Here is a 23,873-nt window from a genome sequence, read left to right as displayed (position 1 = left end):
CCACATGAGCCGGTATCGGACATTTTGCAACGCGGCGCTGGCTGGGCTTATCGCCCTGACTGCCATTCCTCTGCTGACCTTCAACCGCGGGCCGGTTGAGCAGGGAAACGAGATGCGTCATCTGGCGACGTGGCCGCATTGGCCGCAGCGGATGAGCCAGATTGGTGAGTTCCTGCGCGACTCACAGGCCTACTTCGCCGACCATTTCGGCTACCGTCAGCAGCTGATTGGCACACGCAACGCCATTGAGTTCAAGCAGTTCGGCAACTCCCCAGCACCGACCGTATTGATCGGCCGCAACGACTGGCTGTTCTTTACCGGCGACCGCAGCGTCGAAGACTACAGGGGCCTTCGCCGGCTGTCGGACGAGGAATTGCGGAACTGGAGCCAGACGCTGCTGCGTCGCCGCGACTGGCTGGCCGAACGAGGAGTGGCCTACGCCTTTTTGGTCGCCCCCAACAAGCAGAGCATCTACCCCGAGAACATGCCACCGGGTATTGCCAGGGGACAAGATCCGATGCTTGTGCAACTGCGGCAGCATCTGCGCACCCAAGGCCTGGACGACCTGATGATCGATCCGGCCCCCGCCATCCTTGCCCAAAAGGGTGGCCTCAACCTCTACCAGCCTCTGGACACCCATTGGAACGCCCTGGGAGCGTATCTCGGTTATCGGGCGGTGCTCGACAAACTGGCTGCCAATCCTCAGGTCAAAGGCGTTTTCCCCATATCGCTACCCCATGGGGACTTTGTGTCGGCCACGCTTCGGACGGGCGATTTGGCGAACATGATGGGCTTTCCCGACTATCCGCGCGAAACGCTAAGTGCGCAGTTTGTCGGTCCGAAGCTGCCCTGCAGCCAGCAGACACCATCGCCGCCACCGCCAGGCCTCACGGGAAAGCCGCAGACCGACTTCTCGACCGACTGTGCGCTCAAAGGCCGCAAAATCCGTGTCCTGATATTCCGGGATTCGATGACGATCGCCCTGGAAGGCTATTTCGCGGCGAGCTTCCGCCACGCTCGCTTCGTCTGGGTCCGGCCAGGCTTCGCCGACTTCCAACGCTATGTCGAGGCCGAGAAGCCGGATCTGGTCATTGAGGAGCGGGTCGAGCGCTACCTCAACCTCACTCCGTCGCCATAACCTGCCTTGCTGTTGAACGCCAGGACGTCGCCGTCAGCGCACAAGGCATCCACGTAGCCGACCTGCGTTTGCGGCACTCGGTTAATGGCCAGGCCTCGTCGTAGCCGCCGGACAGGATCAGCAGCGGCTATACGCTAATCCGGATGAGACCCCTGAAAACAAAAAAGCCCCGCATTTCTGCAGAGCTTTCGGATACGCGCAATGGTGGCTATGGGTGGACTCGAACCACCGACCCCAGCATTATGAGTGCTGTGCTCTAACCGGCTGAGCTACATAGCCTTGGGCGCCGCCTGCCAGGGACGTCGACGTGGTGTCGATCCAGCAGGGCCCGGCAGTTTAGTTGGCTATGCCTTCCGGTTCAAGGGGTCCGGTTGTCCCGACTTCCTGCGCTGTGCTTGAATGGACCCCGAGCCTTGGCGGATCTGTGGTCCGTCGTACCGCCCGGCTCCAGGAGGCAACATGATCGACGTTGATGGCTATCGTCCGAATGTGGGCATCGTGCTGCTTAACGCAGACGGCCGACTGTTCTGGGCGCGCCGCGTCAATCGTGACGGTTGGCAGTTTCCCCAGGGCGGCATGCGCAGCGACGAAACACCGCTGGAAGCGATGTACCGCGAACTGGAAGAGGAAACCGGCCTCGCGCCGCACCACGTCGAAGTGATCGGCGCCACCCGCGGGTGGCTGCGCTATCGCTTGCCCAGCCGCTATGTGCGTCACAACCAACGTCCGACCTGCATCGGCCAGAAACAGGTCTGGTTTCTGTTGCGCCTGGTCAGCACGGAGGATGCGCTGCGCCTCGACGCCAGCGAGAAACCCGAGTTCGATCACTGGCGCTGGGTGGATTTCTGGTATCCGGCCTCGCACGTGGTCAATTTCAAGCGCCAGGTGTACGAGCGGGCGCTACGGCATTTCGCGCCGCTGGTGGAGGCGCTGCTCAGCGTCCAGCTGGGCAATTTGCCCCAGCGTAGTGGGCAGGATCCCGGCGATACCCCGCGCAAGGGCCGCGCCGCCGCCTGAACGGCTCCCCACGCTCAGCCGGCGCCAGCAAGACCGATAGTTGACAATCATTCGCATTTGCGTTCCCATATGCAGCCATGTATATCTGCATGTGCAACGCCGTTACCGACAGCGACATCCGCCGCGCCGTGGCCGAGGGTGTCCATCAGTTCGCCGATCTGCAGGCTCGCACCGGCTGTTCCGACTGCTGTGGCTGCTGCGAAGATGAAGCGCGCGCCACGCTGGACAACGCCGTTGAGCAGGCCTTGGTGAACCTGCCAGTGGTTGCCATAGCCTAAAGCTCCCGAGCTCCGAACCCCTTAGAACGCGCAGCCCAGGCTGCGCGTTTTTGTATGGGCATTCTTAAGTCATTCTCGTTACGTCAAACCGCTCGACTAAGACGTATAGTCGGCTGCTGTAGCGGCAAGGAGACTTCCCATGAAGGGCGACGCCAAGGTCATCGAGTTCCTCAACAAGGTGCTCTACAACGAGCTGACTGCGATCAACCAGTACTGGCTGCATTACCGCATGTATAAGGACTGGGGCTACAACGAGCTAGCCGAGCACGAGCAGAAGGAATCCATCGAGGAGATGAAGCACGCCGATCACCTGATCGAGCGCATTCTGTTCCTCGAGGGCCTGCCCAACCTGCAGCACCTGGGCAAGCTGCGCATCGGTGAAAACCCGGTGGAATGCCTGCAGGGCGATCTGGATCTGGAAATGGCGGCAGTGAAAGATCTACGTGCAGCCATTGCACATAGCGAAAGCATTGCCGACTTCGTCAGCCGGGATCTGTTCAAGACCATCCTCCATGACGAGGAAGGACACATCGACTGGCTCGAAACGCAGTTCAGTCTGATCAAGGATCTCAGCGCCGAGCGCTATCTGCAGTCGAAGATCGACAGCTGATCCTGACCGTCAAGGAGCGGGCGGCGCAAAGCGTGCCCCCGTTCCTTGACGCTCTCGCCATGGCGCGGCTATACCTTGGTTTTCACTGGGAAAAGCACGCATGGCTTCACGCCCACCACCGCGCTTCGTGGTTCGCACGCATGATGCGGCGGGCTCGCGTCGTCGTGCGCTGTGGCTGGGAATTGCCTGGGTTGTCAGCGTGGTGCTCGCTGCGCTGATCGCAGGCGGGCTTGGCCGCCGTTCCACGCCAGCCGCCGTCGAGCAGCGTCAGGTCAAGGCGCTGACCCAGCAGAACAGCGACCTCCAGCAGCAGGTCGCCAATCTGCAACGCGCGAACCAGGTCACCGACATTGCCACGCGCTCGCTCCGCAAGACGCTGGCCGAGCGTGAAGAGGAAATCAGCGGCTTGCGTGCCGACCTCGGCTTCTATTCGCGCCTGACCGGCGGCGACGCCCAGCGTGAGGGCCTGAAGGTGCAGGAAGTGCGCTTGCAGCCGGTGGCCGACTCGCACGCCTGGAACCTCACGCTAAGCCTCACTCAGAACGCCAAGCGCGGCGAAGACGTCTCCGGCAACGCCACCGTCAGTGTGGAAGGTCTGCGGGGCGACAAAGTGGTGCAGCTCGCCTGGGCTGCGCTGGGCGACACCTCACAGAGCGCCGGCATACCTTTCCGCTTCAAGTACTTCCAACAACTGCACAGCACCATCGTGCTGCCTGCCGATTTCCGGCCCACACGCCTGCTGATCAAGGCACAGCCTGCGGGGGACGATGCCATCACTCGCGCTGTGGCCTGGAGCGATGCGCTGTCCGGCCACCTCACACCGACTCAAGGGGAACAAGATGCTCAGCCGTAAGCAGCGCAATGACCGCGCGCCCTCCAGCCATGACACCAGCCTGATTGCGCGTGGCACGGTCATTCAGGGCGACTTGCGGTTCAGTGGCGCGCTGCACCTGGAAGGACGAATCGTGGGTTCGATCCATGCCGCGGAGAAGGGCTCGGTCTTCACGCTTAGCGAGAGCGGTATCGTCGAGGGCGAGATTCGCGTGCCGCACGCGATCATCAACGGCCATGTGCGGGGCGACATCTATGCGATCGAGCGCCTGGAGCTGGCCTCCGAAGCGCGCGTTACCGGAGACGTTCACTACCAGTCGCTGGAGATGGCGGCTGGCGCCCAGGTGAACGGTCGCATGAGCCACCTGGCCCCCGAGGCGCCGCGAGAGCTGCCTTCCCCTTCGATGCTGAACGCAGAGGCCGTTCCCGCCTGATCGCGGTATCCTTGCGTACGAACTGTCGCATCCCCACTTGAGCATCATGGATACCGTCGTCCCCCTCCCCATCGTTCCCGACTACCGCAGCGCCGGCGCGCCGCTGGTGTTCACCGAAGCTGCCGCCCGCAAGGTGCATGAGCTGATCCAGGAGGAAGGCAATCCGTCGCTGAAGCTGCGGGTGTACATCTCTGGCGGCGGCTGCTCGGGCTTCCAGTACGGCTTCACTTTCGATGAAGCTCAGGCAGAAGACGACTTTGCGCTCGACCGCGAAGGCGTCACCCTGCTGGTCGACCCGCTGTCGCTGCAGTACCTCACCGGCGCCGAAATCGATTACTCGGAAAGCCTCAGCGGTTCGCAGTTCGTCATCCGCAACCCCAACGCCAAGACTACCTGCGGCTGCGGCTCCTCCTTCTCTACCTGAGCGCCGTCACGGCATGGAACGCACACCCTTGCCGCGACCCAACACCTTCGCGGGACTGAGCCTGATCCTCGACCGGGTCGCCGAAAAGCGCGACGAGTCGATGTGGGTCAATGAACTGGCCGCCTCCGAGCACGCCCGCTATCTGCTGCTGGACGGGCTGGGCCAAACCTACCTGCTGCCCGGCAGCGACGCGCTGCGCTGGCTCGACACGGGCGAGCGCGAGCAGCTGTTGGGCGAGGTCAAGGCCAGCTTCCTCGGCTTTGCCGGGGAGCGCCCTCATTTCCTGCTGGCGCTGGATGACAGCCAGCGCGCCACCGAACTGGAGCACTCGCTGGGCGCGCGCCGGGCGGGGCTTCGCGATGTCGGTTTGCAGCTTGCCGCCGATGAAGCCGGCCTGTTCGCCTACGCCAAGGGCTTGGCCCACTGGCAGCGCGAAACCCGCTTCTGCGCGTATTGCGGATCGCCGCTGGTGCTGGTGGCCTCGGGCCATCGCGCGCAATGCACCAACGACGCCTGCGGCCGCATGCATTTCCCGCGTACGGACGCAGCAGTCATTGTCATCGTGGAGCACGAAGGCGCGTGTCTGCTGGGTCGCCAGGCGGGCTGGCCCAAAGGTCGCTATTCCACCCTGGCTGGGTTTGTCGAACCTGGCGAAGCGCTGGAAGACGCCGTGCGGCGCGAAGTCGCCGAGGAGTCGGGTGTCATCGTGGGCGACGTGCATTACCACTCATCGCAGCCATGGCCGTTGCCGCAGTCGCTGATGGTCGGCTTCACCGCCACGGCACTGTCACGCACCATCCGCCTGCGTGACCGCGAGCTCGAAGAAGCGCGCTGGTTTACCCCGCAGGACATCGTCCATGGTCTTGCCGACGGCAGTTTCCTGCCCTCGATGCCGCTCTCTGTGTCCTATCGCCTGCTGGAGCATTGGCTGAAGCAACGCGCGGGGATCGAACTCGACGCCCTGGTATCGCAGTCCAAGCGCTGAGCACAGCACTCTTCCGTGTCAGAGCGCACTCTGTGCGCGACGGACGCGCCGAGTGTCATCGCGACCATGGGACATCGTGGTGTGCCGCAAGGCCGGGTCGGGCGCTGGGTGCGCTCCCACATGGGTTCTCGGCGGTCACTGCGGGCCGTCACACCCATGACCTACAATGCCCCCATCGAAGGGAGAATCGCGTCCATGGCTGTCAGTTTGCTCACCGCCCTCATCGCCCTTGGCCTGCTGCACGTGATGCCGCAATTGGCGCATTGGCGTGGCGATGGAGGTTTTCGCCGTTGGGTGGCGCAGCTCGGTGACACCAGCGGGCCCGCCCGCGTGGCAGTGACCTTGGGCGTACCGGTGGTGCTCTGCCTGATCGTGATCTGGCTGATCAGCCTGCTGCCCGGCCATGACCTGTTCCGCCTGATCTTCTCGCTGGTTGTGCTGCTGTACTGCTTCGGCCCGCATGCATTCGAAGCGGATCTGGAAGCCATCATCAAGGCTTCCGACCAGCCCTCCCGCGAAGCCGCCGCGCAAGCACTCTCCGATGATGGCGACGCAGTGGCGTGGAACGCCATTGCGCTCGGCGAAGCCACCGCCTACGCCGCGCTGCGCAGGCGCTTTGGCGTGCTGCTGTGGTTCTTCGTGTTGGGCCCAGCTGGCGCGCTGCTTTATCGCCTGGCGCAGACACTGGGTCGCGATCCCAGCCTGCGTGTGGATCCGAATGCGCGTAACGCTGCCCATGCGTTTGCCAACATCGCCGACTGGCTGCCCGCGCAGTTGATGGTGTTTACGCTGGCGCTGGTCGGCCATTGGGACGCGGTGATCGGCGCCTGGAAGCGCTGGCACCAGCAGCAGTCACCCAACAGCTGGTATGTGGAGGGCCCTGGCTTTCTGGGTGCGGCCGCACGCGCCGACGTGCAAGTGGATATCGAAGCGGGCGACGGCTATGCCGAAGAACGCGTCGACACCCTTGGCGAATTGATCCGTCTCCGCAGCGCGTTGCTGCGCGCCCTGCTTGCCTGGCTCAGCGTGGTGGCCGTGATCGTGCTGGCAGGGTGGATGGCGTAAGCGTCAGGACATGAGCATCGCGCTGTGCGCGATGCTCATGCGAAATCTCCACGCAATTCCCGCACACGCGCTTCCAGCGCTGCCATGCGCGCATCCGTCGGTGCGATCGGTGCACCGGCGACCAATTCCACACGCGCACGAAAGCGTCGCGGTAGACGCGCGCGATGCAGCATCGAGTCACGACGGCTCCACACGCTGCCCCACAAGCCGCGCAATGCGAGAGGCACCACCGGCACCGGGCGACGTTCGAGAATGCGCGCCACACCGGGGCGGAATGGGGCGATATCACCATCACGCGTCAGCCCACCCTCTGGAAAAATGCACACCAGCTCGCCATCAGCGAGCGCGGCATCCACTTCCTCATAGGCGCGTTGAAGTATGGCGGGATCTTCCTTCTGGCCAGCGATGGGGATGGCCTTTGCCGTACGGAACACGAACTTCAACACCGGAATGTTGAAGATCTTGTAGTACATGACGAAGCGCGCGGGCCGACGCAAATTCGCCATCAACACCAACGGGTCCATGAAACTCACGTGGTTGCACACCAGCAGCGCCGGGCCTTCCTGCGGAATCTGCTCCAGCCCATCCACGCGCACGCGATACAAGGTGTTCACCAGCACCCACGTGATGAAGCGCATCAGGAACTCGGGCACCAGCGTGAAGATGTAGGCCGCCACCAGCACGTTGAGCACAGCCGCAGCCAAGAAAATCTGAATCGCCGTGAATCCCAACAAGCTCAGCGCCATGCCGAAACCTGATGCCAGGCAGATAAACAGCGCATTGAGAATATTGTTGCCTGCGATCACGCGCGACAGGCGGTCGCGTGGTGTGCGCGACTGCACGTAGGCAAATAACGGCACCACATAGAAACCGCTGAATACGCCGATCAAGGTGAGATCCATCACCACGCGCCAACTGCCCGCGCTGCGCAGGAAACCATGCCAATCGAGGCCGTGTATCGATGCCAGCGCAGGATGGGCGAAGTACAGGTCGATACCGAAAGCAGTGAGGCCAAACGCACCCAGCGGCACCAGCCCCACTTCCACGCGCCGGCCTGACATGCGCTCGCACAGCAAGGCGCCGACGCCGGTACCGATGGAGAACAAGGTGAGTACCAGCGTATTGACGGTGCCGTCACCGCCCAGGTTCATGCGCGTGTAGTTGGGCAGCTGCGCTACCAGCACGGTGCCAAAGAACCAGAACCACGAAATGCCCAGCACGGCGTTGAAGACCCCTCGATCTTCACGCGTAATGCCAAGCACGCGTGCAGTCTCGGTGATCGGATTCCAATTGAACACAAGATCCGGCGCAGTGGCCGGTGCTGGCGGAATCTGTCGACTGGCGAGATAACCAAGCATGGCTACAGCGATGGTCACCGCAGACGCTGCAAGCGGCCCATAACCCGCAATCAGCATGAGCGAATTGCCGGCGATCATGCCAATCAGCATGGCCAGTTGCGTACCCATCTCCACCATGCCATTACCACCAACAAGCTCCTCCGGCTTCAGCGCCTGCGGGAGGATGGCGTACTTGATCGGCCCGAACGCCGTGGAGTGCATGCCCATGAGAAACAGCACCACCAGCAGCAACGTGGTGTGATGCGTGTAGAAGCCGATCGCCGCGATCGACATGGCCGCGATCTCGAACAGCTTCACATAACGGATGATGCGCGACTTCTCGTACTTTTCCGCCAGCTGTCCCGCTGTGGCCGAGAACAAAAAGTAGGGAAGAATGAACAGCGCCGGCGCAAAGTTGGTGTAGATCGACACCGTCTTGTCGTCCAGCCCCATCTGAAACGCCACCAGCATGACCAGCGCATTGCGAAACGCGTTGTCATTGAACGCACCCAACGCCTGTGTCCAGAAGAACGGGGCAAAGCGGCGGCTTCCTAGCAGGTTGAACTGGCTCATGCGCGTTCTTGATGGGAGGACCGCGCAAGCCTAGCGCGAAAACACCGTTGCCACATGACGGGTGATACCTATGCCACTTGCAGGCCCGTGGCCTCCGTGGAAGCATGCGGCCACCCCCACCCATGCCATCTCACCACGCTCGCTGGAGATCGATGGAATGACCGACGTCAGTGGTTTTCGGCTGTATCTGCTTCGGGCGATGTACCTGCTTATCGCCGTCGGCCTGGCGGTGGAGGTATGGCCGCACATCATTGCGCCACCTGATCTGGTGGCAGGCCCCAAATCCGTCATACGGGCGCTGCTGGGGGCGCTGGCGGTGTTATCCGTGCTGGGGCTGCGATACCCGCTGAAGATGCTTCCGCTGCTGCTGTTCGAGCTGCTGTGGAAGGTTATCTGGGTGGTCGCATCGGCACTACCGATGTGGCGCGGGCCTGGCCTCGACGATTACGCCGCCGACTCGCTGTTCGCGTGCCTGATGGGTGTCGTGCTGGTGCCTATCGTTACCCCCTGGGCTTACGTGTGGAAACACTTCATACGGGCGCCGGGCGACAGCTGGCGAATTCGCCCCGACAAAGCGGCCTGATTCGCTCATGGCTCAATGGACCACCACGAATGGCAACCATGACCACCACTTGCATCGAGTTGAAACAAGTCGCTGACCCGGACATGGTCGCCACGGCCCGCGAGCTGTTCCGCGAATATGCCGAGATGATCGGCACGGATCTTGAGTACCAGGGATTCTCCGCGGAGCTCGATGCGTTGCCGGGACCCTATACGCCACTTCATGGCGCACTGCTGATCGCGCTGGTCGACGGCGAGGTAGCGGGTTGCGTCGCCATGCGGCCGCTCGATGCCCATACGGGTGAGATGAAGCGCTTGTATGTGCGCTCGGCCTATCGAAGCTTCGGCCTGGGCCAGCGATTGGTCGAGTCGGTGATTCAAGCTGCCCGTGCGGCCGGGTACAACGAACTGCGCCTCGACACGCTGCCAAGCATGGCTGCCGCGCAGACGCTCTATCATCGTTTGGGATTCGTCGACATTCCGCCCTACAACACCAGCCATTTGCCGGGCACGCGCTTTTATTCGCTTCAGCTGGTGGCCTGAACTTTCTCCGAAGACGACGATGCGAGGCAGTCATGTCCAAGTTGCGCGTCCAGAGTTTTACGATTTCCCTCGACGGCTTTGGTGCAGGGCCCCATCAGGATCTGCAGAATCCTCTTGGAGTCCGCGGGCCTGAATTAATGGAATGGCTGTTTGCCACTCGTCTGTGGCAGCAGATGTATGGCGGCGATAGGGGAGAAACCGGCGTCGACAACGACATGGCGGTGCAGGGTTTCGCCAACCTTGGCGCCTGGATCATCGGGCGCAACATGTTTGGCCCCATCCGCGGACCATGGCCGGATGAAAACTGGAAAGGTTGGTGGGGCGAAGAGCCTCCGTATCACGTGCCGGTCTTCGTGCTCACGCATCATCCACGACCTTCGCTGACGATGGCTGGCGGCACGGTATTCCACTTCGTCACAGAAGGTATTGACGCTGCACTTGAACAGGCCAGAGCGGCCGCGAATGGTCTCGATGTACGTCTTGGTGGTGGCGTCTCCACGATTCGGCAGTACCTGCGCGAAGGATGGATCGACGAACTGCATCTGGTCATCCGGCCTGTGCTGTTGGGTGCTGGGGAGCACCTGTTTCAAGGCCTGGATTTGCATGCCCTCGGTTATGAGTGCACTCAATGGATACCCGGTGAACGCGCCACGCACGCGCTTCTTCGCAAGCGACCGTGACACCGGCTTGTCGAAATCATGCTCGCTCGTTCGTCGGATGAGGGTGACACATTCACTTTGCGCATGAACTCATCCACTGAGGGCCATATCGTGACCACCAACACCGTCAAGCTGCACCGTGTACTGCGCACCTCGCCCGAAAAGATCTACAAGGCGTTTCTCGACGCCGATGCCTTGGCGCGTTGGCTTCCGCCCAATGGATTCACCGGCAAGGTGCATCAGATGGAAGCCAAGGTCGGTGGCACCTACCGCATGTCGTTCACCAACTTCACCACCGGCCACGGCCATTCGTTCGGCGGCACCTATCTTGAGCTGCAACCGCAGGAACGCATCCGTTACTCGGGCAAGTTCGACGACCCGAACCTGTCGGGCGAGATGCAGACCAGCATCACCCTGAAACAGGTTTTCTGCGGCACAGAAGTCAGCATCGTGCAGGAAGGTATTCCTGCGGTGATTCCCACTGAGGCCTGCTACTTGGGCTGGCAGGAGTCACTGCTTCACCTGGCGCAATTGGTTGAGCCCGATATTCGAGACTGATCCGCAACCAAGGCCAATCACGCTCAGTGCAGTGACAAGGAGAGAACGATTGAACGCTCAGATCGACCCGTTTATCCAGATGCTCGATGCCTACAAAGCCGCCGTGCTTGCGAAAGACGTGGATGCTTTTGTCTCCCTGTACGACGAGGACGTGCATGTGTTCGATCTGTGGAACACATGGTCCATGCGTGGCTTCGAATCATGGCGGCGCATGATCAGCGACTGGTTTTCCTCGCTGGGCACCGAGCAGGTGGTGGTCGACTACAGAGAAGCCACTTCCCTGATCAGTGGAGATCTCGCCGTAGGACACGCCATCCTTGGCTATACGGCAATCTCGCCAGAAGGAAAGCAGCTGCGCTCACTCAACAATCGCCTGACGATGACGTTGAAGCGTGTAGACGGGGCATGGCGGGTGGTACACGAGCACACATCGGCTCCCGTGGATTCGTCCACCTTGAAGGCGGAGACTCGATACAAGAGTGATGAAGGGCGATAGCACTCGCCCCTCACCCCGGCCCATCAAGGGCGAGCCCGTCAGGACCCGCGATGCAGCGCGCGATGAGCGATATCGCGGCGGCAGAAGGCGCCTTCGTAGTGGATCTTGCCGACAGCGCCGTACGCATGTTCACGGGCCGCGGCAATGTCCTTGCCCAGTGCGCAAACGGTGAGCACGCGACCACCTGCGGTAACGACATGGCCCTGCGCATCCAGCTGCGTACCCGCGTGGAACACCTTCACATCGGGGCCGAAATCGCTGTCCAGACCCGTGATCACATCGCCGTTGTGCACCTTGCCCGGGTAACCGCCAGCAGCCATCACCACGCCCAGCGAAGGACGCGCGTCCCAGTGGACGTGGGTGTGGTGCAGCTCGCCATCCAGTGCGGCCTCGATCAGTTCCACCAGATCGGACTTCAGGCGCAGCATGATCGGCTGCGTTTCCGGATCACCGAAACGCACGTTGAACTCGATGACCTTGGGCGCACCGCTCTTGTCGATCATCAGGCCCGCATAGAGGAAACCGATGAAGGGTGCACCTTCCATCGCCATGCCATGCAGCGTGGGTTCGATCACTTCCTTGAGAATGCGCTTCTCCACCTCAGGGGTGACCACTGGCGCGGGCGAATAGGCGCCCATGCCGCCAGTGTTCGGGCCGAGATCGCCTTCGTCACGACGCTTGTGGTCCTGGCTGCTCGCCATCGGCAACGCATGCTGGCCATCGCTCATGACGATGTAGCTCGCTTCCTCGCCATCGAGGAACTCCTCGATCACGACACGCGCCGATGCATCACCAAACTGATGCGCACCCAGCATGTCATGCAAGGCCTGCTCAGCATCCGCCAGCGTCAGCGCCACCACCACGCCCTTGCCCGCCGCCAGACCATCCGCCTTGATGACGATAGGCGCACCGTGCTTGCGCACGTATGCCAGCGCAGGGTTGAGCTCGGTGAACACCGCGTAATGAGCGGTGGGAATGTTGTGGCGGTGCAGGAAATCTTTGGCGAACGCCTTGGAGCCTTCCAGCTGCGCGGCAATAGCGCGGGGACCGAAACAGCGCTGGCCCGCAGCACGGAACTTGTCGACCACGCCGGCCACCAGCGGCACTTCAGGGCCCACGACGGTTAGTTCGATCTTCTCGTCCCTGGCCAGCTTCAGCAGGCCTTCCAGATCGGTCACCGCCAGGTTGACGTTCCGCAGACCCTTTTCGCGCGCCGTACCGGCATTGCCGGGAGCCACTATCACCTCACTCACGCGGGGAGATTGCTTGAGCTTCCACGCCAGCGCGTGCTCGCGTCCGCCGCTGCCGATGACCAGGACTTTCATGGGGACTCCAACTGCCAAAGGAATACGCCAGGGACGGCGCAGCGGACCATTGTAAGGGGCTGGGGCGGGATTTCGCAGCGCAGCATGGTTGGGGGCTTCAGATTAATGGCAGGGAACGTAGGGTCGCCTTGTGCTCGGTAGTCACGATACGGCGATCTGGCTCGCCTGCGACGCAAAGCCAGTCCCCGTGGGACGGCGGGCTTCCGACCTCCTGCCGGAGGCCGGGTCACTTTCTCTTGCTTGCCCAGGTCCCACGGGGATTAGCTTCGCGTCAGAAAGTAACCAAAGAGAAGGGCACCCGCGCTTGGCGCTGGCCGGTGAAGCCGGCCACCCCTCACCGCCGCACAGGGGGCCCGACGATCAAGAGCGCAAAGCCAAGAGCCAACGCCGCCTTGTAGGAGCGCACTGGTGCGCGACCGCAGAGCGATGTCGTTTCCTCACGGGTTGTTTTCGCGAACGCCTGCTGCCTGGCAAGGACGCGACGCTGCGGTCGCGCTCGAGTGCGCTCCTACAGAAAAGCCGACGCGTCGCGTCGCAAGCCCGGCTCTAAGTCCTCTTCGCGATGGCGCGTTGCGGTGTAGCCGTACCGCCTGTCGGGCGATCGTGACGATCTGGGTTTCGCGGCCGCCATGGCTCGTATTCAACACGACGCTAAGAGCTCGTCCTGGCCGTTTTCTTTGGGTTACTTTTCTTTTGGGCCAGCAAAAGAAAAGTGACTCGAGCGCCGGCAGGCGATCGAAACGCTCGCCGCGTAGGCGGCACGCTGGTCGGTTCGCTTAACCAGGGCCATGAGCAAAGTCACTGGATTCCTGCTTTCGCAGGAACGACGACCTGTTGAGGCACTGAGGCAAGAGTGACCCCTCTCCCCAACCCTCTCCCCTAAGGAGAGAGGGAGAAAAGAAGCTCAGAGCAGCGCCAGCATCGCCGCTCGCGGCAACTTACCCGTCTCGTTGCGCGGCAACGCCTCCACCAACTTCAACGGCCGCGGCAAAAACACCGGATCCACCGCCGCCCGCAACCCCTCAAGAATCGCCTGCTCATCCATCCCCGGCGCCACCACCAGCGCCGCAATGCGATTCACGCGCAGACCATCGCCACCATCGAGCTGCAAAACCACGCCATCCTTCACCCCAGGAATGGCCAACAGACGACGCGTGAGGTCACCCAGCGAAGCACGCTTGCCGGCGATCTCCAGCATGTCCGCATGACGCCCACACAAGCGGAAGCGTCGGCCGCCGTCATGCAAGGTGACGATGTCCGCCAGGGTCATCGGCTGATCCAGTTGCGGTGCCTCTACCTGAGTACCGTCGGGCTGGGGATGCAGATGCACGTCGTCATACAACGTCCAAGGTTCATCAGCGGCCGCGCGACGACTGGCAAGTACGCAGGTTTCGGTAGACCCAAACACCTCCAGCAGGGGCGCGCCATAACGCGCCTCGGCGGCCTGCGCCAGCTCCACCGGCATCGGCGCGGTGGCCGAAACCATGGCGGCAATCGGCGGCAGTGCCACACCCGATCCGATCAGTGCGCGCAGGTGCACCGGCGTGGTGACCAGCACACGAGGCGCCGGCACTTCCGCCAGTGCGGTAGCCACGTCGGCAGGAAAGAACGGGCGCCCGGCATGCACGCTCACATTGCCGAGCAGCGGCAGCAGCACCGACATCTCCATGCCGTACATGTGCTGCGGCGGCACGGTGGCAACCACATGGAAGTGACCACCCAGAGCGGCGTGCAGCATGCGCAGGTTGCCCGCGTTGCTGGCGCTAAAGTTGCCCCAGGTTTTGAGGTTGCCCTTGGGCACTCCGGTGGAACCCGAGGTATAGCCAATGGCCACCACCTGATCGGCAGGGATGGCAGGCGCGTCGAACACGGCGCCGGTGGGCGGCGTATCCAGCAGGCTCGGCAGATGCAGGTAGTGGAACGGTGCGTCCAGCGCCAGCTCGCCCACGGCATAGCAACCGGGGTGAGTGGCCATCACTTCGACCACTGCCTGGGGTGCGCGCGACGAAGGCAGCAGGTTCGCCTGACCCCGCAGCGCAATGGCGCAGAAGGCGACCAGGAAAGCGTAGCGGTCTTCGCACAGGTTCACGGCCGTAGTGGTCGGGGGCAGCTGCGCGGCGATCTCCTGCACGTGGGCAAGAAAGCGCGTGGCACTCACCGGTTCGCCATGACGCCACGCCACGGTGCGCTGCGGATGGCCAGCCGCCAGCAACGGCAGACCATCGGCCTCCCGGTTGAGCTGGTAGTTTTCAAAAACGATGGCCAAAGTGTTCTCCAGCAACGGCAATCAGCCTGTCGGTCCAGTTCGCACTGGCCCGGCTTGCGGACGATGAAGAAAGCCCGCGAGGGTCCCCATCCTCGTGGTAGCCACTGAATCGGCCCCTACCGGGACTGAGTGGCGTGTGGAAACTGTTCATCCTGCCCACCCGAGCGGGCAGGGCGTCTAGCCCCTGTCAGGCGCGAATAATAGCGCCCGAGAGGGCGTCGCGTATGACCGTGGGGCGTTGCTGGTCGCCCAGGGGGGCATCGAGCACGCCATCCAGCGCGGTGCCGAAGTAGCTTTCCACCATGGCGGTCGAGCGCGCCGACGGCTCGCCGTGCGGATTGGCGCTGGTGGAAACCAGTGCACCGCCAAAGGCCCGGCATAACGCCGCGGCAGGCTCGTGAGCGGTCACCCGCAAGGCGATGCCGGCGTGCGCGCCGGCTACCCATGCCGGCACCTCGGCGGAGCGCGGGAAGATCCAGGTGTGGGGACCGGGCCAGCTGGCCTGGACCTGCGCCAGCACGTTGGCAGGCACGGCGGCGAGGTCGATGTAACGCTCCACGTGCGCGAACTCTGCGGCGATCAGCAACACCCCTTGCGTGGGTGGGCGCTGCTTGAGCGCGAACAGGCGTTCAAACGCCACGGGGTCATGCGGATCACAACCGAGCCCAAAGACAGCTTCGGTGGGGTAAGCCAACACGCCGCCACGGCGCAAAAGCGCCGCGGCGTCATCAAGCTGGGCCAGCGTGAAGCGTGTGGTCACTGACGATCAGGCCTTGGCCGGCGTCTTCTTGGCGGCCGCCTTCTTGGTGGCGGTTTTAGCCGTGGCTTTCTTCGCGGTGGTTTTCTTGGCCGGCGCCTTCTTGGTGGCGGTCTTTTTCACCGCGGCCTTCTTGGTGGTGGTCTTTGCAGCAGCCTTCTTCGCAGCCGGTGCTTTCTTGGCGGCTGCCTTCTTGAACGCGCCACGACCCTTCTTGACCGGCGCAGCGGCGAGGAGCTCGATGCACTGCGCCTCGGTCAGCTCTTTCGGCTCCTGGTCCTTGGGAATGCGCGCGTTCTTTTCGCCGTCGGTGATGTACGGACCGAAGCGACCGTTGAGCACCTGCACGCCGTTGCCGAAGTCCTGGATGATGCGGTTGGCGATCATCTCCAGCTTTTCCTGCACGATCTGCAGGGCGCGCGGCAGCTCGATGGTGTACGGGTCGTCCTCAGCCTTGAGCGAGGCATAGGTGCTGCCCTGCTTCACGAACGGGCCGAAACGGCCAACGCCCACCGACACTTCGTCACCGTTCTCCGCCTGGCCGAGCTTGCGCGGCAGCTTGAACAGCTCCAGCGCCTCTTCCAGCGTGATGGTGTGCATGCTGGTGCCCGGGCGCAGCGAGGCGAACTGCAGCTTCTCGTCCGTATCCTTGTCGCCGATCTGCGCGTACGGCCCGTAGCGGCCGAGGCGCACCGACACCGGCTTGCCGGTTTTCGGATCGCTGCCCAGCTCGCGCGCGCCGGTGGCTTCGCTGCGGTCGACCGATTCGGTCTTCTCGTCCACCTGTTGCTTGAACGGCTGCCAGAAGCGCTCCATCAGCGGCACCCAGGCTTCCTCGCCGCGGCTTACCGCATCGAGTTCATCCTCGAGCTTGGCGGTGAAGTCGTAGTCGACGTAGCGGGTGAAATGCGAGGTGAGGAACTTGCTCACCGCGCGACCCACGTCGGTCGGCTTGAAGCGGCGGCTGTCGAGGAACACGTACTCGCGGTTCATCAACACCTGGATGATGCTGGCGTAAGTCGAGGGACGGCCGATGCCGTATTCCTCCAGCGTCTTCACCAGGCTCGCTTCGGAATAGCGCGGCGGCGGCTCGGTGAAGTGCTGGTCGGCCTCGATGTCCTGCAGCGCGACGCGCTCGCCCACGTCGAGCCTGGGCAGGCGGCGGCCTTCGTCCTCGTCCTCGGCGGTCTTCTGGTCGCGACCTTCCTCGTACACGGCGAGGAAGCCCGGATCGACCACGGTCGTGCCGGTGGAGCGGAATGCGGCGTCGCCACCCTTCACGTGCGGCACGTTGAAATCCACCGACACGGTGTTCATGGTCGCGTGGATCATCTGGCAGGCCACGGTGCGCTTCCAGATGAGTTCGTAAAGCTTGCGCTGCTCGTCATTGAGGAACGAGGCGACTTCGCGCGGCGTGCGCATGGCCGACGTCGGGCGGACCGCTTCGTGCGCTTCCTGCGCATTCTTGGCCTTGGACTTGTAGACCTGCGCGTGATCCGGCAGCGCCTTGTCGCCGAAGTCGCGCGCAATCAGCTGGCGCAGTTCGCCCACGGCGTCCTCGGAAAGGGCCACCGAGTCGGTACGCATGTAGGTGATCAGGCCGACGTTGCCTTCGGTGCCGAGCGACACGCCCTCATACAGGCCCTGTGCCACCTTCATCGTGCGACTGGTGGAGAAGCCGAGCTTGCGCGCCGCTTCCTGCTGCAGCGTGGAGGTGGTGAACGGTGGGGCCGGACGGCGCTTGCGCTCCTTGCTGCTGACGTCGCTGACGGTGAGGTGGCCGTGCGCGGCCTCCTTCAGCGCGTGGCGAGCGGCCAGCGCATCGTGTTCGTTGGTGAGGTCGAACTGCTCGAACTTCTTGCCATTGAGCTTGGTGAGGCGGGCGCTGAAGTCGCCTTCGGGATGACGCAGCGAGGCCTCGATGGTCCAGTACTCGCGGGCCTTGAACGCTTCGATCTCTTCCTCACGCTCCACGATCATGCGCAACGCAGGCGACTGCACGCGTCCTGCGGAGAGGCCGCGCTGCACCTTGCGCCACAACACCGGCGACAGGTTGAAGCCCACCAGGTAGTCCAGCGCGCGGCGCGCCTGCTGCGCATCGACCATGTCCAGCGACAGCTGGCGCGGGCTGGCCACCGCAGCCTTGATCGCCTTGGGTGTGATCTCGGAGAACACCACGCGGTGCAGCTGCTTGCCCTGGGTGAGCCCACGCTCCTTCAGGATCTCGCTGATGTGCCAGGAGATCGCCTCGCCTTCGCGATCCAAGTCGGTCGCGAGGTAGATGTCGTCGGCTACCTTGGCGGCCTTGGCGATGGCGTCGACATGCTTCTCGTTGCGATCGATGACCTCGTAGGCCATGGCAAAGCCATGGTCGGGGTCCACGGCCCCTTCCTTCGGCTTCAGGTCACGCACGTGACCGTAGGAGGCCAGGACCTGGAAATCCTTGCCGAGGTATTTGTTGATCGTCTTGGCCTTGGCCGGCGACTCGACGATAAGCAGGTTTTTTGCCATGAAACTCGGTATCCGCCATCTTTGGCCAAACCCCTGTGGGCTGGCTTCTTATTTAGTTAAAGGCATGCCCGCTCGACGGCGTCAAGCTGGACCATGTGAAAACGCGCTGCAGGTCAACCCGGCAAACGCTGATAACGGTTGCCCGGCAACACCTCGACCAGACCATCCAGCTCCAGCATCAGCAATGCTGATGTCAGGTCCGAGACAGCCCTCCCGGTACTCGCCGCCAGCTCCTCCAGCGCTATCGGCCCGTGGCCTAGCGCATTGAGCAGCACCTGGCCGTCCGGGTTGATGGCTGGCGCAGTGGTTTCCGGCAGCGGATCCACCCGGCCAAGCCGAATGGCCAGCTCACGACCCATTGAGACGGCGGCGGGCGCCAGTATCTCGACAATCTCGCTCGCTGTCTCAACCAGCCGTGCGCCATCCCGGATCAGCCGGTGGCAGCCTTGGGCGAGCGGATTATGAATGGATCCGGGCAGGGCGAATACCTCGCGTCCTTGCTCCGCAGCCAGCCGAGCGGTAATCAGTGAGCCCGAGTTCAGCCCCGCCTCTACCACCAGCGTTCCCAGGGAGAGGCCCGAGATGATGCGATTGCGGCGGGGAAAGTGATCCGCGCGGGCCGGTGTACCCGGCGGAAATTCGCTCACCAGTACGGCGTGAGACGCCAGCCGGCGCGCCAGCGCGTGATGCTTGCGGGGGTAGACCCGGTCCGGCCCGGTCCCGATCACAGCCACCGTAGGCAGGTTGGCGTCCAGAGCGGCCACATGGGCCGCCCCATCGATACCGTCAGCCATGCCGCTGGTGATGGTGAAGCCGGCCATACCCAAGGCCTGGGCAAAGGCGCGCGCATGGGAGCATCCACTGAGCGTGGCGCCTCGGGCTCCTACGATGGCGACCTGTGGATGCAACAACAGGCTGGCGTCGCCGTTCACAAACAAAGCCGCCGGAGGCTGGGGGATGGTCTCCAGCAGCGTCGGGAAGTCCTCGTCCGTGCAAAGCAACAGCCGATGGCCGGGTTCCGCCAGCCATGCCAGGTCGTCGCCCAGGCGGCGCTGGTCCGGTTGCAGCAGCCAGCGGCGGGCGGGCTCGGGAAATGCCGCAGCGCGGGCCTGAAATGCGGCCAGCACCTTGTCGATGTCCCCCGCATGGGCCGTCAACTGCTCGCGCAGGCCGCCTGGGCCCAGCCCCGGGGTGCGCAACAGGATCAGCCAGGGCCGATAGCCTTCCAGTTCGTTCATGGCCGCCTAGCCTAGAGGCGACCCAAAAAGAAACGGCGCGGTGATCACCGCGCCGTTCTGTCGTCTTCTATCGCTGCGTGCTTATTCCGGCAGCGCGAGCTTGTCGTGCTTATGCACCGGACGCAGGCCATCCATGATCAGGCCATAGCTCACGCGGTCGAAGGTGCGGAACACCATCACGTGACCCACGAACTCGTCCGGCAGGTCCACGGTGCGGCCGGTGCCGCGCCTCCAGCTGTTGCTGGCCACGTCGTCAGGGATGTTTTCGCCCGGCTGGAAGATCGAGTAGGTCTGGCCATTCTCGACGCCATCCTGCGCGCCAATGTTCAGCGCCACCACCTGGTGCGGACCTACCGCGTCAAAAGCGTCAGCAAATGCGATCACGCGAGCATTGCCTGCCACCGACTTCGGCGCATGCGGGAAGTAATAGGGGTCGTATGGCTTATCGTCGATCGGCATGATGCGATCGCCCTTACGGATCTCCAGCGTGGAGTCGAGCAGCAGCAGCGTAGACGGGTCGCCCGTGCGCAGCACCTCGGCCGTACCGATCACGGTGACTTCGGTGCCGATCTCCTTGCCGCGACCGTAGTGGCCGTCAGAACGGAAATCTTCCTTCCACGGCGTGCGTACCATGGAGACGTCACTGTCGAGCGGATGGGCAACCAGGTCCGCGCCGTTGTCGCGACCCTTGCTCTCATTGAAGTTGCGGAAGACCTGAGTGGGACGCACGATCGCGAAGCGCTGGCCCGGCTGGGCATCGAGCTTGCGCACGTACACATTCCGGCCAACCGTACCGCGCAGACCCGCCTCTTCGAAGCCCACCACATAAGGCAGGGCAGAGACCTCGTTGGAATCGAGTACCCGCATTTCCTTCAGGAAGGTATGCAGCTGATCGAGCGGAATCGCGGGAACCGCCTCACCCTCGGCACGCGCGCGCGGCTGCAAGCCCAGGCGCGGACCGTTGATAAAGGAAAGATTGAGCACATCGCCCGGGAAGATGAGGTGCGGATTCTGCACCTGCGGGTTGGCCTGCCAGATCTCAGGCCACAACCAGGGCTTGGAAAGGAAACGTGCGGAAATCGCCCAAAGGGTGTCGCCCTTTTTCACCGTATAGGTGTCGGGATGATCGGCACGCAATTGCGCGCCCGCAGCGTAAACAGCGACCGTGACCAGCATGCCGGCCAGCAGCCCAATGGACTTTCTGATCATAAACGGGATTCCCCCATCCCCCGACGCTCGGGCGAGTGTAACCGAACAACTTGTTCACGCAACCGTGACCAGTTGGCAAAACGGCATGCCAGACACGGGCTTGGCGGCGTACAATAAGGGGCATTCTAGATCGCGCCGCGGATTGGTTTTCACCGACTCGCCCGCACTTTTGGCGCTGAGGTGAAGCCCATGTCCGTGTTGACCATTCTCGAGTTCCCCGACCCCCGCCTGCGCACAAAGGCCGAACCCGTGCGCGTGTTCGATGCCGAACTCAAGCAGTTCGTGGCCGATATGTTCGAGACCATGTATGCCGCCAATGGCGTGGGCCTGGCCGCTACGCAGGTCAACGTGCACCAGCAGCTGCTGGTGGCCGACATGAGTGACGAGCGCAACCAGCCGCTGGTGCTGATCAACGCGCAGATCATCGAGAAGGACGGTGCCCAGGTCTATCAGGAAGGCTGTCTCTCGTTCCCGGGCATCTATGCCGACGTCACCCGAGCCCTCAAGGTCAAGGTGAAGGCGCACGACGTGGACGGTAGTGAAGTCGTTATGGAATTCGAAGGCCCGCTGGCCGTATGCATCCAGCACGAGATGGATCACCTCGCCGGCAAGGTGTTCGTGGACTATCTCTCGCCGCTCAAGCGCACCATGCTGCTCAAGCGCCTGGAAAAGCAGCGCAAGCAGGCGGCCAGCGCTTGAAGCTCCGCGTCGTCTTTGCGGGCACTCCCGACTTTTCCGTTCCTTGCCTTGAAGCGTGCCGCGCCAGCGGCGCCGAGGTGGTAGCCGTATACACCCAGCCCGACCGCCCCGCAGGCCGCGGCCGCAAGCTGACGCCGAGCCCGGTCAAAGAGGCCGCATTGGCAGCCGGCATCCCGGTCGAGCAACCCGAGTCGCTGAAGTCTGAAGAGGCACGCGCCGCGCTGGCGGCCTACGCGCCGGACCTGATGGTGGTGGTGGCGTATGGCCTGATCCTGCCGCGCAAGGTGCTGGCCATTCCGCGACTGGGCTGCTGGAACGTCCACGCGAGCCTGCTGCCGCGCTGGCGCGGCGCGGCACCGATTCAGCGCGCCATTCTTGCTGGCGACACCGAGAGCGGCGTCGACCTGATGCAGATGGAAGCCGGGCTCGACACCGGCCCCGTCCTGCTGGAGCGCAGCACGCCGATCACCCGCGACGACACCGGCGGCTCGCTGCACGATCGCCTTGCCGCCTTGGGTGCCGAGGTGTTGGCCGCCGGCCTGTCGCGCGTCATGGCCGGCGAAACGCTGGTGCCCAAGACGCAGCCGGAAGAGGGCGTCACCTATGCCCACAAGCTGGACAAGGCAGAGGCACGACTGGACTTCACCCGCGCGGCGATGGAACTGGAACGCCAGGTGCGCGCGTTCGATCCGTGGCCCGTGGCCGAGGGTGACATCAACAGCGAAACCTTGCGCATCTGGGCTGCGCGCGCCATCGAAGGCAGCGGCGCACCCGGCACCGTGCTTGGTATGAGCCGCGAAGGCATCGATATCGCCTGCGGTGAGGGAGCGTTGCGTGTCACGGCACTGCAACGTGCCGGCGGCAAGCGCATCACGGCAGCCGATTACGTCAACGCCATGAAGACCCGCAGCGCCTAAGCTTGTCATTCCGGCCCGCGCCGGAATGACGACCGGCGAGCACACGGTCTTTACCCTCGCTTCTCACCCCTCTCCACTATTTTCTAGCCCCATGACCGACACCCGCGCCATCGCCGCCCAGGCCCTCGCCGACGTCGCGCTTCGCGGCGCCTCGCTACGCGACGCCATGGAGCGCCACGCCCCCAAGCTGGGCGACTCACGTGACCGTGCACTGCTGATGGCGCTACTGAGCGATGGTTCACGCTGGTGGCTGCGCTTCGACGCCGCGCTCGATCGCCTGCTGGAGAAGCCGCTACGCCAGAAGGAGCCCGCCGTCCACGCACTGCTGGTGCTTGGCCTGGTACAGCTGGAGATTCTGCAGCTGCCGGACTACGCCGCCGTTGCCGCCACCGTGCAGGCAGCGCGCGCGCTACAGCGTCCTCGTTTGGCAGGCCTGGTGAACGCCGTGCTGCGCCGCTGGCAGCGCGAACGCACCGAGCTGCTGGCCGCCCTCGATGCAAAACCGCAGACCCGACATGCCCATCCTGTCTGGCTAGCCAAGACCATCGCCCGTGACTGGCCCGCGCAGGCCGACGCTGTCATGGCTGCCGACAACGTCGAGCCGCCGCTGATGCTGCGTGCCAATCGTCGGCGCACGGAACGCAACAACCTGATCGAACGCCTGCGTTCGGACGGCTATACGGCGGATGCCCATCCGTGGCTGGCCGACGCCATTGTGCTGCCGCACAGCACCGACGTGACGCGCATGCCCGGCTTTGCCTCTGGCGAGTTTGCCGTGCAGGACGGCGCCGCGCAGATTGCCGCGGATCTTGCCGAAGTGCAGGACGGCCAGCGCGTACTGGATGCCTGTGCCGCCCCCGGCGGCAAAGCCTGTCATCTACTGGAACGTGCGGACGTCGCGCTGACCGCGCTGGAGTTCGATGCCAAACGCGCCCAGCGGATCACGCAGAACCTCGAGCGCCTTGGCCTGCGAGCCGATGTTGTCATAGGTGATGCCGGCGAACCGAGTGCATGGTGGGACGGCAAACCGTTCGACCGCATCCTGATCGATGCACCGTGTTCCGCCACCGGCGTGCTGCGCCGTCGACCCGATGTGCGCCTGCACCGCCGCGACAGTGATATCGCGCCACTCGTCGCGCAGCAACATCGCATCCTTGAAGGGTTGTGGCCGTTGCTCGCGCCCGGCGGCCGCCTGATCTACATCACCTGTTCCATGCTGCGCACGGAGAATGAAGCGGTGGTGGCGGCGTGGTTGGAGCATCATGCCGATGCGCGCGCTGTAGCGATCGACTTGCCGGTCGGCCATGCCGCAGCGGTCGGCTGGCAGGTGCTGCCGGGCGATGGTGATCTGGACGGCATGTACTATGCCGTTCTCGAAAAGGCCTGACGCCTCCCCTGCGGGCACAGCACCACCACGCCGGCCTGACACTCTCGCTTGTACG

Annotated in this window: 24 protein-coding genes and 1 tRNA gene; 17 read left to right on the top strand and 8 right to left on the bottom strand. The window is 63.6% G+C overall.

Translation table 11 applies throughout. The features are described from left to right. The first annotated feature begins 4 nt into the window (after nucleotides 1–4). The gene (locus AC0GUR_RS15875) at nucleotides 5–1,138 is read left to right on the top strand and encodes an alginate O-acetyltransferase AlgX-related protein (RefSeq protein ID WP_472878470.1); all 1,134 of its coding nucleotides are present in this window, start codon (nucleotides 5–7) and stop codon (nucleotides 1,136–1,138) included. A 202-nt stretch (nucleotides 1,139–1,340) separates the two neighbouring features. Here the strand turns inward: AC0GUR_RS15875 and AC0GUR_RS15870 are convergent. Further along, a tRNA-Met gene (locus AC0GUR_RS15870) sits at nucleotides 1,341–1,417 on the bottom strand. A 180-nt stretch (nucleotides 1,418–1,597) separates the two neighbouring features. Between AC0GUR_RS15870 and AC0GUR_RS15865 the strand changes: the two genes are divergently transcribed. The 8 genes from AC0GUR_RS15865 (at nucleotide 1,598) to AC0GUR_RS15830 (ending at nucleotide 6,782) form a co-directional block, all read left to right on the top strand. After that, on the top strand, nucleotides 1,598–2,155 hold the full coding sequence (locus AC0GUR_RS15865; protein ID WP_472878469.1) for an RNA pyrophosphohydrolase: 558 nt from the start codon (nucleotides 1,598–1,600) through the stop codon (nucleotides 2,153–2,155). A 77-nt stretch (nucleotides 2,156–2,232) separates the two neighbouring features. Then, complete coding sequence (locus tag AC0GUR_RS15860; protein ID WP_472878468.1) at nucleotides 2,233–2,433, top strand: (2Fe-2S)-binding protein; 201 nt, start codon at nucleotides 2,233–2,235, stop codon at nucleotides 2,431–2,433. Nucleotides 2,434–2,572: 139 nt separating this feature from the next. Then, nucleotides 2,573–3,043, top strand: coding sequence for a bacterioferritin (bfr, locus tag AC0GUR_RS15855; RefSeq protein WP_267225442.1), 471 nt, complete (start codon nucleotides 2,573–2,575; stop codon nucleotides 3,041–3,043). Between the two features lie 100 nt (nucleotides 3,044–3,143). Further along, complete coding sequence (locus tag AC0GUR_RS15850; RefSeq protein ID WP_472878467.1) at nucleotides 3,144–3,896, top strand: DUF6776 family protein; 753 nt, start codon at nucleotides 3,144–3,146, stop codon at nucleotides 3,894–3,896. Next, nucleotides 3,883–4,308 (top strand): bactofilin family protein, encoded by a 426-nt coding sequence (locus tag AC0GUR_RS15845; protein ID WP_472878466.1) that lies wholly within the window; start codon nucleotides 3,883–3,885, stop codon nucleotides 4,306–4,308. The genes AC0GUR_RS15850 and AC0GUR_RS15845 overlap by 14 nt, the downstream gene beginning before the upstream one ends. Before the next feature lie 46 nt (nucleotides 4,309–4,354). Further along, complete coding sequence (gene erpA, locus AC0GUR_RS15840) at nucleotides 4,355–4,732, top strand: iron-sulfur cluster insertion protein ErpA (RefSeq protein WP_472878465.1); 378 nt, start codon at nucleotides 4,355–4,357, stop codon at nucleotides 4,730–4,732. Nucleotides 4,733–4,745: 13 nt separating this feature from the next. Beyond that, nucleotides 4,746–5,717, top strand: coding sequence for an NAD(+) diphosphatase (gene nudC / locus AC0GUR_RS15835; RefSeq protein ID WP_472878464.1), 972 nt, complete (start codon nucleotides 4,746–4,748; stop codon nucleotides 5,715–5,717). Nucleotides 5,718–5,912: 195 nt separating this feature from the next. Then, nucleotides 5,913–6,782 carry a cobalamin biosynthesis protein gene (locus AC0GUR_RS15830; RefSeq protein WP_472878463.1) on the top strand — a complete coding sequence of 290 codons (870 nt, stop codon included), beginning with the start codon at nucleotides 5,913–5,915 and terminating at the stop codon, nucleotides 6,780–6,782. Nucleotides 6,783–6,817: 35 nt separating this feature from the next. Here AC0GUR_RS15830 and AC0GUR_RS15825 read toward each other — a convergent pair whose 3' ends face one another. Beyond that, complete coding sequence (locus tag AC0GUR_RS15825; RefSeq protein ID WP_472878462.1) at nucleotides 6,818–8,692, bottom strand: MFS transporter; 1,875 nt, start codon at nucleotides 8,690–8,692, stop codon at nucleotides 6,818–6,820. Nucleotides 8,693–8,849: 157 nt separating this feature from the next. On the opposite strand from AC0GUR_RS15825, the gene AC0GUR_RS15820 reads away from it, so the two are divergent. The 5 genes from AC0GUR_RS15820 to AC0GUR_RS15800 all read left to right on the top strand — a co-directional run bounded on the left by AC0GUR_RS15820 (nucleotide 8,850) and on the right by AC0GUR_RS15800 (nucleotide 11,509). After that, the gene (locus AC0GUR_RS15820) at nucleotides 8,850–9,275 is read left to right on the top strand and encodes a hypothetical protein (protein WP_472878461.1); all 426 of its coding nucleotides are present in this window, start codon (nucleotides 8,850–8,852) and stop codon (nucleotides 9,273–9,275) included. A 38-nt stretch (nucleotides 9,276–9,313) separates the two neighbouring features. Beyond that, entirely contained in the window at nucleotides 9,314–9,796 is a 483-nt protein-coding gene (locus AC0GUR_RS15815; protein ID WP_472878460.1) for a GNAT family N-acetyltransferase, read from the top strand. 32 nt (nucleotides 9,797–9,828) lie between these two features. Then, entirely contained in the window at nucleotides 9,829–10,476 is a 648-nt protein-coding gene (locus AC0GUR_RS15810; RefSeq protein ID WP_472878459.1) for a dihydrofolate reductase family protein, read from the top strand. Nucleotides 10,477–10,566: 90 nt separating this feature from the next. After that, on the top strand, nucleotides 10,567–11,013 hold the full coding sequence (locus AC0GUR_RS15805) for an SRPBCC family protein (protein ID WP_472878536.1): 447 nt from the start codon (nucleotides 10,567–10,569) through the stop codon (nucleotides 11,011–11,013). Between the two features lie 49 nt (nucleotides 11,014–11,062). Next, nucleotides 11,063–11,509, top strand: coding sequence for a YybH family protein (locus AC0GUR_RS15800; RefSeq protein WP_472878458.1), 447 nt, complete (start codon nucleotides 11,063–11,065; stop codon nucleotides 11,507–11,509). Between the two features lie 38 nt (nucleotides 11,510–11,547). On the opposite strand, the gene purD is transcribed toward AC0GUR_RS15800, so the two are convergent. The 6 genes from purD to AC0GUR_RS15770 all read right to left on the bottom strand — a co-directional run bounded on the left by purD (nucleotide 11,548) and on the right by AC0GUR_RS15770 (nucleotide 20,815). Beyond that, nucleotides 11,548–12,834: a phosphoribosylamine--glycine ligase gene (gene purD, locus AC0GUR_RS15795; protein WP_472878457.1), complete on the bottom strand. Its 1,287-nt coding sequence runs from the start codon at nucleotides 12,832–12,834 to the stop codon at nucleotides 11,548–11,550. Between the two features lie 904 nt (nucleotides 12,835–13,738). Continuing rightward, nucleotides 13,739–15,100 carry an AMP-binding protein gene (locus tag AC0GUR_RS15790; RefSeq protein ID WP_472878456.1) on the bottom strand — a complete coding sequence of 454 codons (1,362 nt, stop codon included), beginning with the start codon at nucleotides 15,098–15,100 and terminating at the stop codon, nucleotides 13,739–13,741. A 187-nt stretch (nucleotides 15,101–15,287) separates the two neighbouring features. After that, nucleotides 15,288–15,860 carry an L-threonylcarbamoyladenylate synthase type 1 TsaC gene (tsaC, locus tag AC0GUR_RS15785; protein ID WP_472878455.1) on the bottom strand — a complete coding sequence of 191 codons (573 nt, stop codon included), beginning with the start codon at nucleotides 15,858–15,860 and terminating at the stop codon, nucleotides 15,288–15,290. A 6-nt stretch (nucleotides 15,861–15,866) separates the two neighbouring features. Then, entirely contained in the window at nucleotides 15,867–18,368 is a 2,502-nt protein-coding gene (locus AC0GUR_RS15780; RefSeq protein ID WP_472878454.1) for a DNA topoisomerase I, read from the bottom strand. A 113-nt stretch (nucleotides 18,369–18,481) separates the two neighbouring features. Next, a complete protein-coding gene (gene dprA / locus AC0GUR_RS15775; protein WP_472878453.1) occupies nucleotides 18,482–19,606 on the bottom strand; it encodes a DNA-processing protein DprA in 1,125 nt (374 codons plus the stop codon). Between the two features lie 81 nt (nucleotides 19,607–19,687). Beyond that, complete coding sequence (locus AC0GUR_RS15770) at nucleotides 19,688–20,815, bottom strand: LysM peptidoglycan-binding domain-containing protein (RefSeq protein WP_472878452.1); 1,128 nt, start codon at nucleotides 20,813–20,815, stop codon at nucleotides 19,688–19,690. Nucleotides 20,816–21,004: 189 nt separating this feature from the next. Here AC0GUR_RS15770 and def point away from each other — a divergent pair, with 189 nt between their 5' ends. The 3 genes from def (at nucleotide 21,005) to rsmB (ending at nucleotide 23,818) form a co-directional block, all read left to right on the top strand. Next, nucleotides 21,005–21,514, top strand: coding sequence for a peptide deformylase (def, locus tag AC0GUR_RS15765; protein ID WP_472878451.1), 510 nt, complete (start codon nucleotides 21,005–21,007; stop codon nucleotides 21,512–21,514). Then, nucleotides 21,511–22,431, top strand: coding sequence for a methionyl-tRNA formyltransferase (gene fmt, locus AC0GUR_RS15760; RefSeq protein WP_472878450.1), 921 nt, complete (start codon nucleotides 21,511–21,513; stop codon nucleotides 22,429–22,431). The genes def and fmt overlap by 4 nt, the downstream gene beginning before the upstream one ends. Nucleotides 22,432–22,522: 91 nt before the next feature. After that, nucleotides 22,523–23,818, top strand: coding sequence for a 16S rRNA (cytosine(967)-C(5))-methyltransferase RsmB (gene rsmB, locus AC0GUR_RS15755; protein WP_472878449.1), 1,296 nt, complete (start codon nucleotides 22,523–22,525; stop codon nucleotides 23,816–23,818). Nucleotides 23,819–23,873 lie beyond the last annotated feature (55 nt).

Source organism: Dyella sp. PARNA 12/25, assembly GCF_055702865.1.
This window is presented reverse-complemented; position numbering and strand designations above follow the sequence as displayed.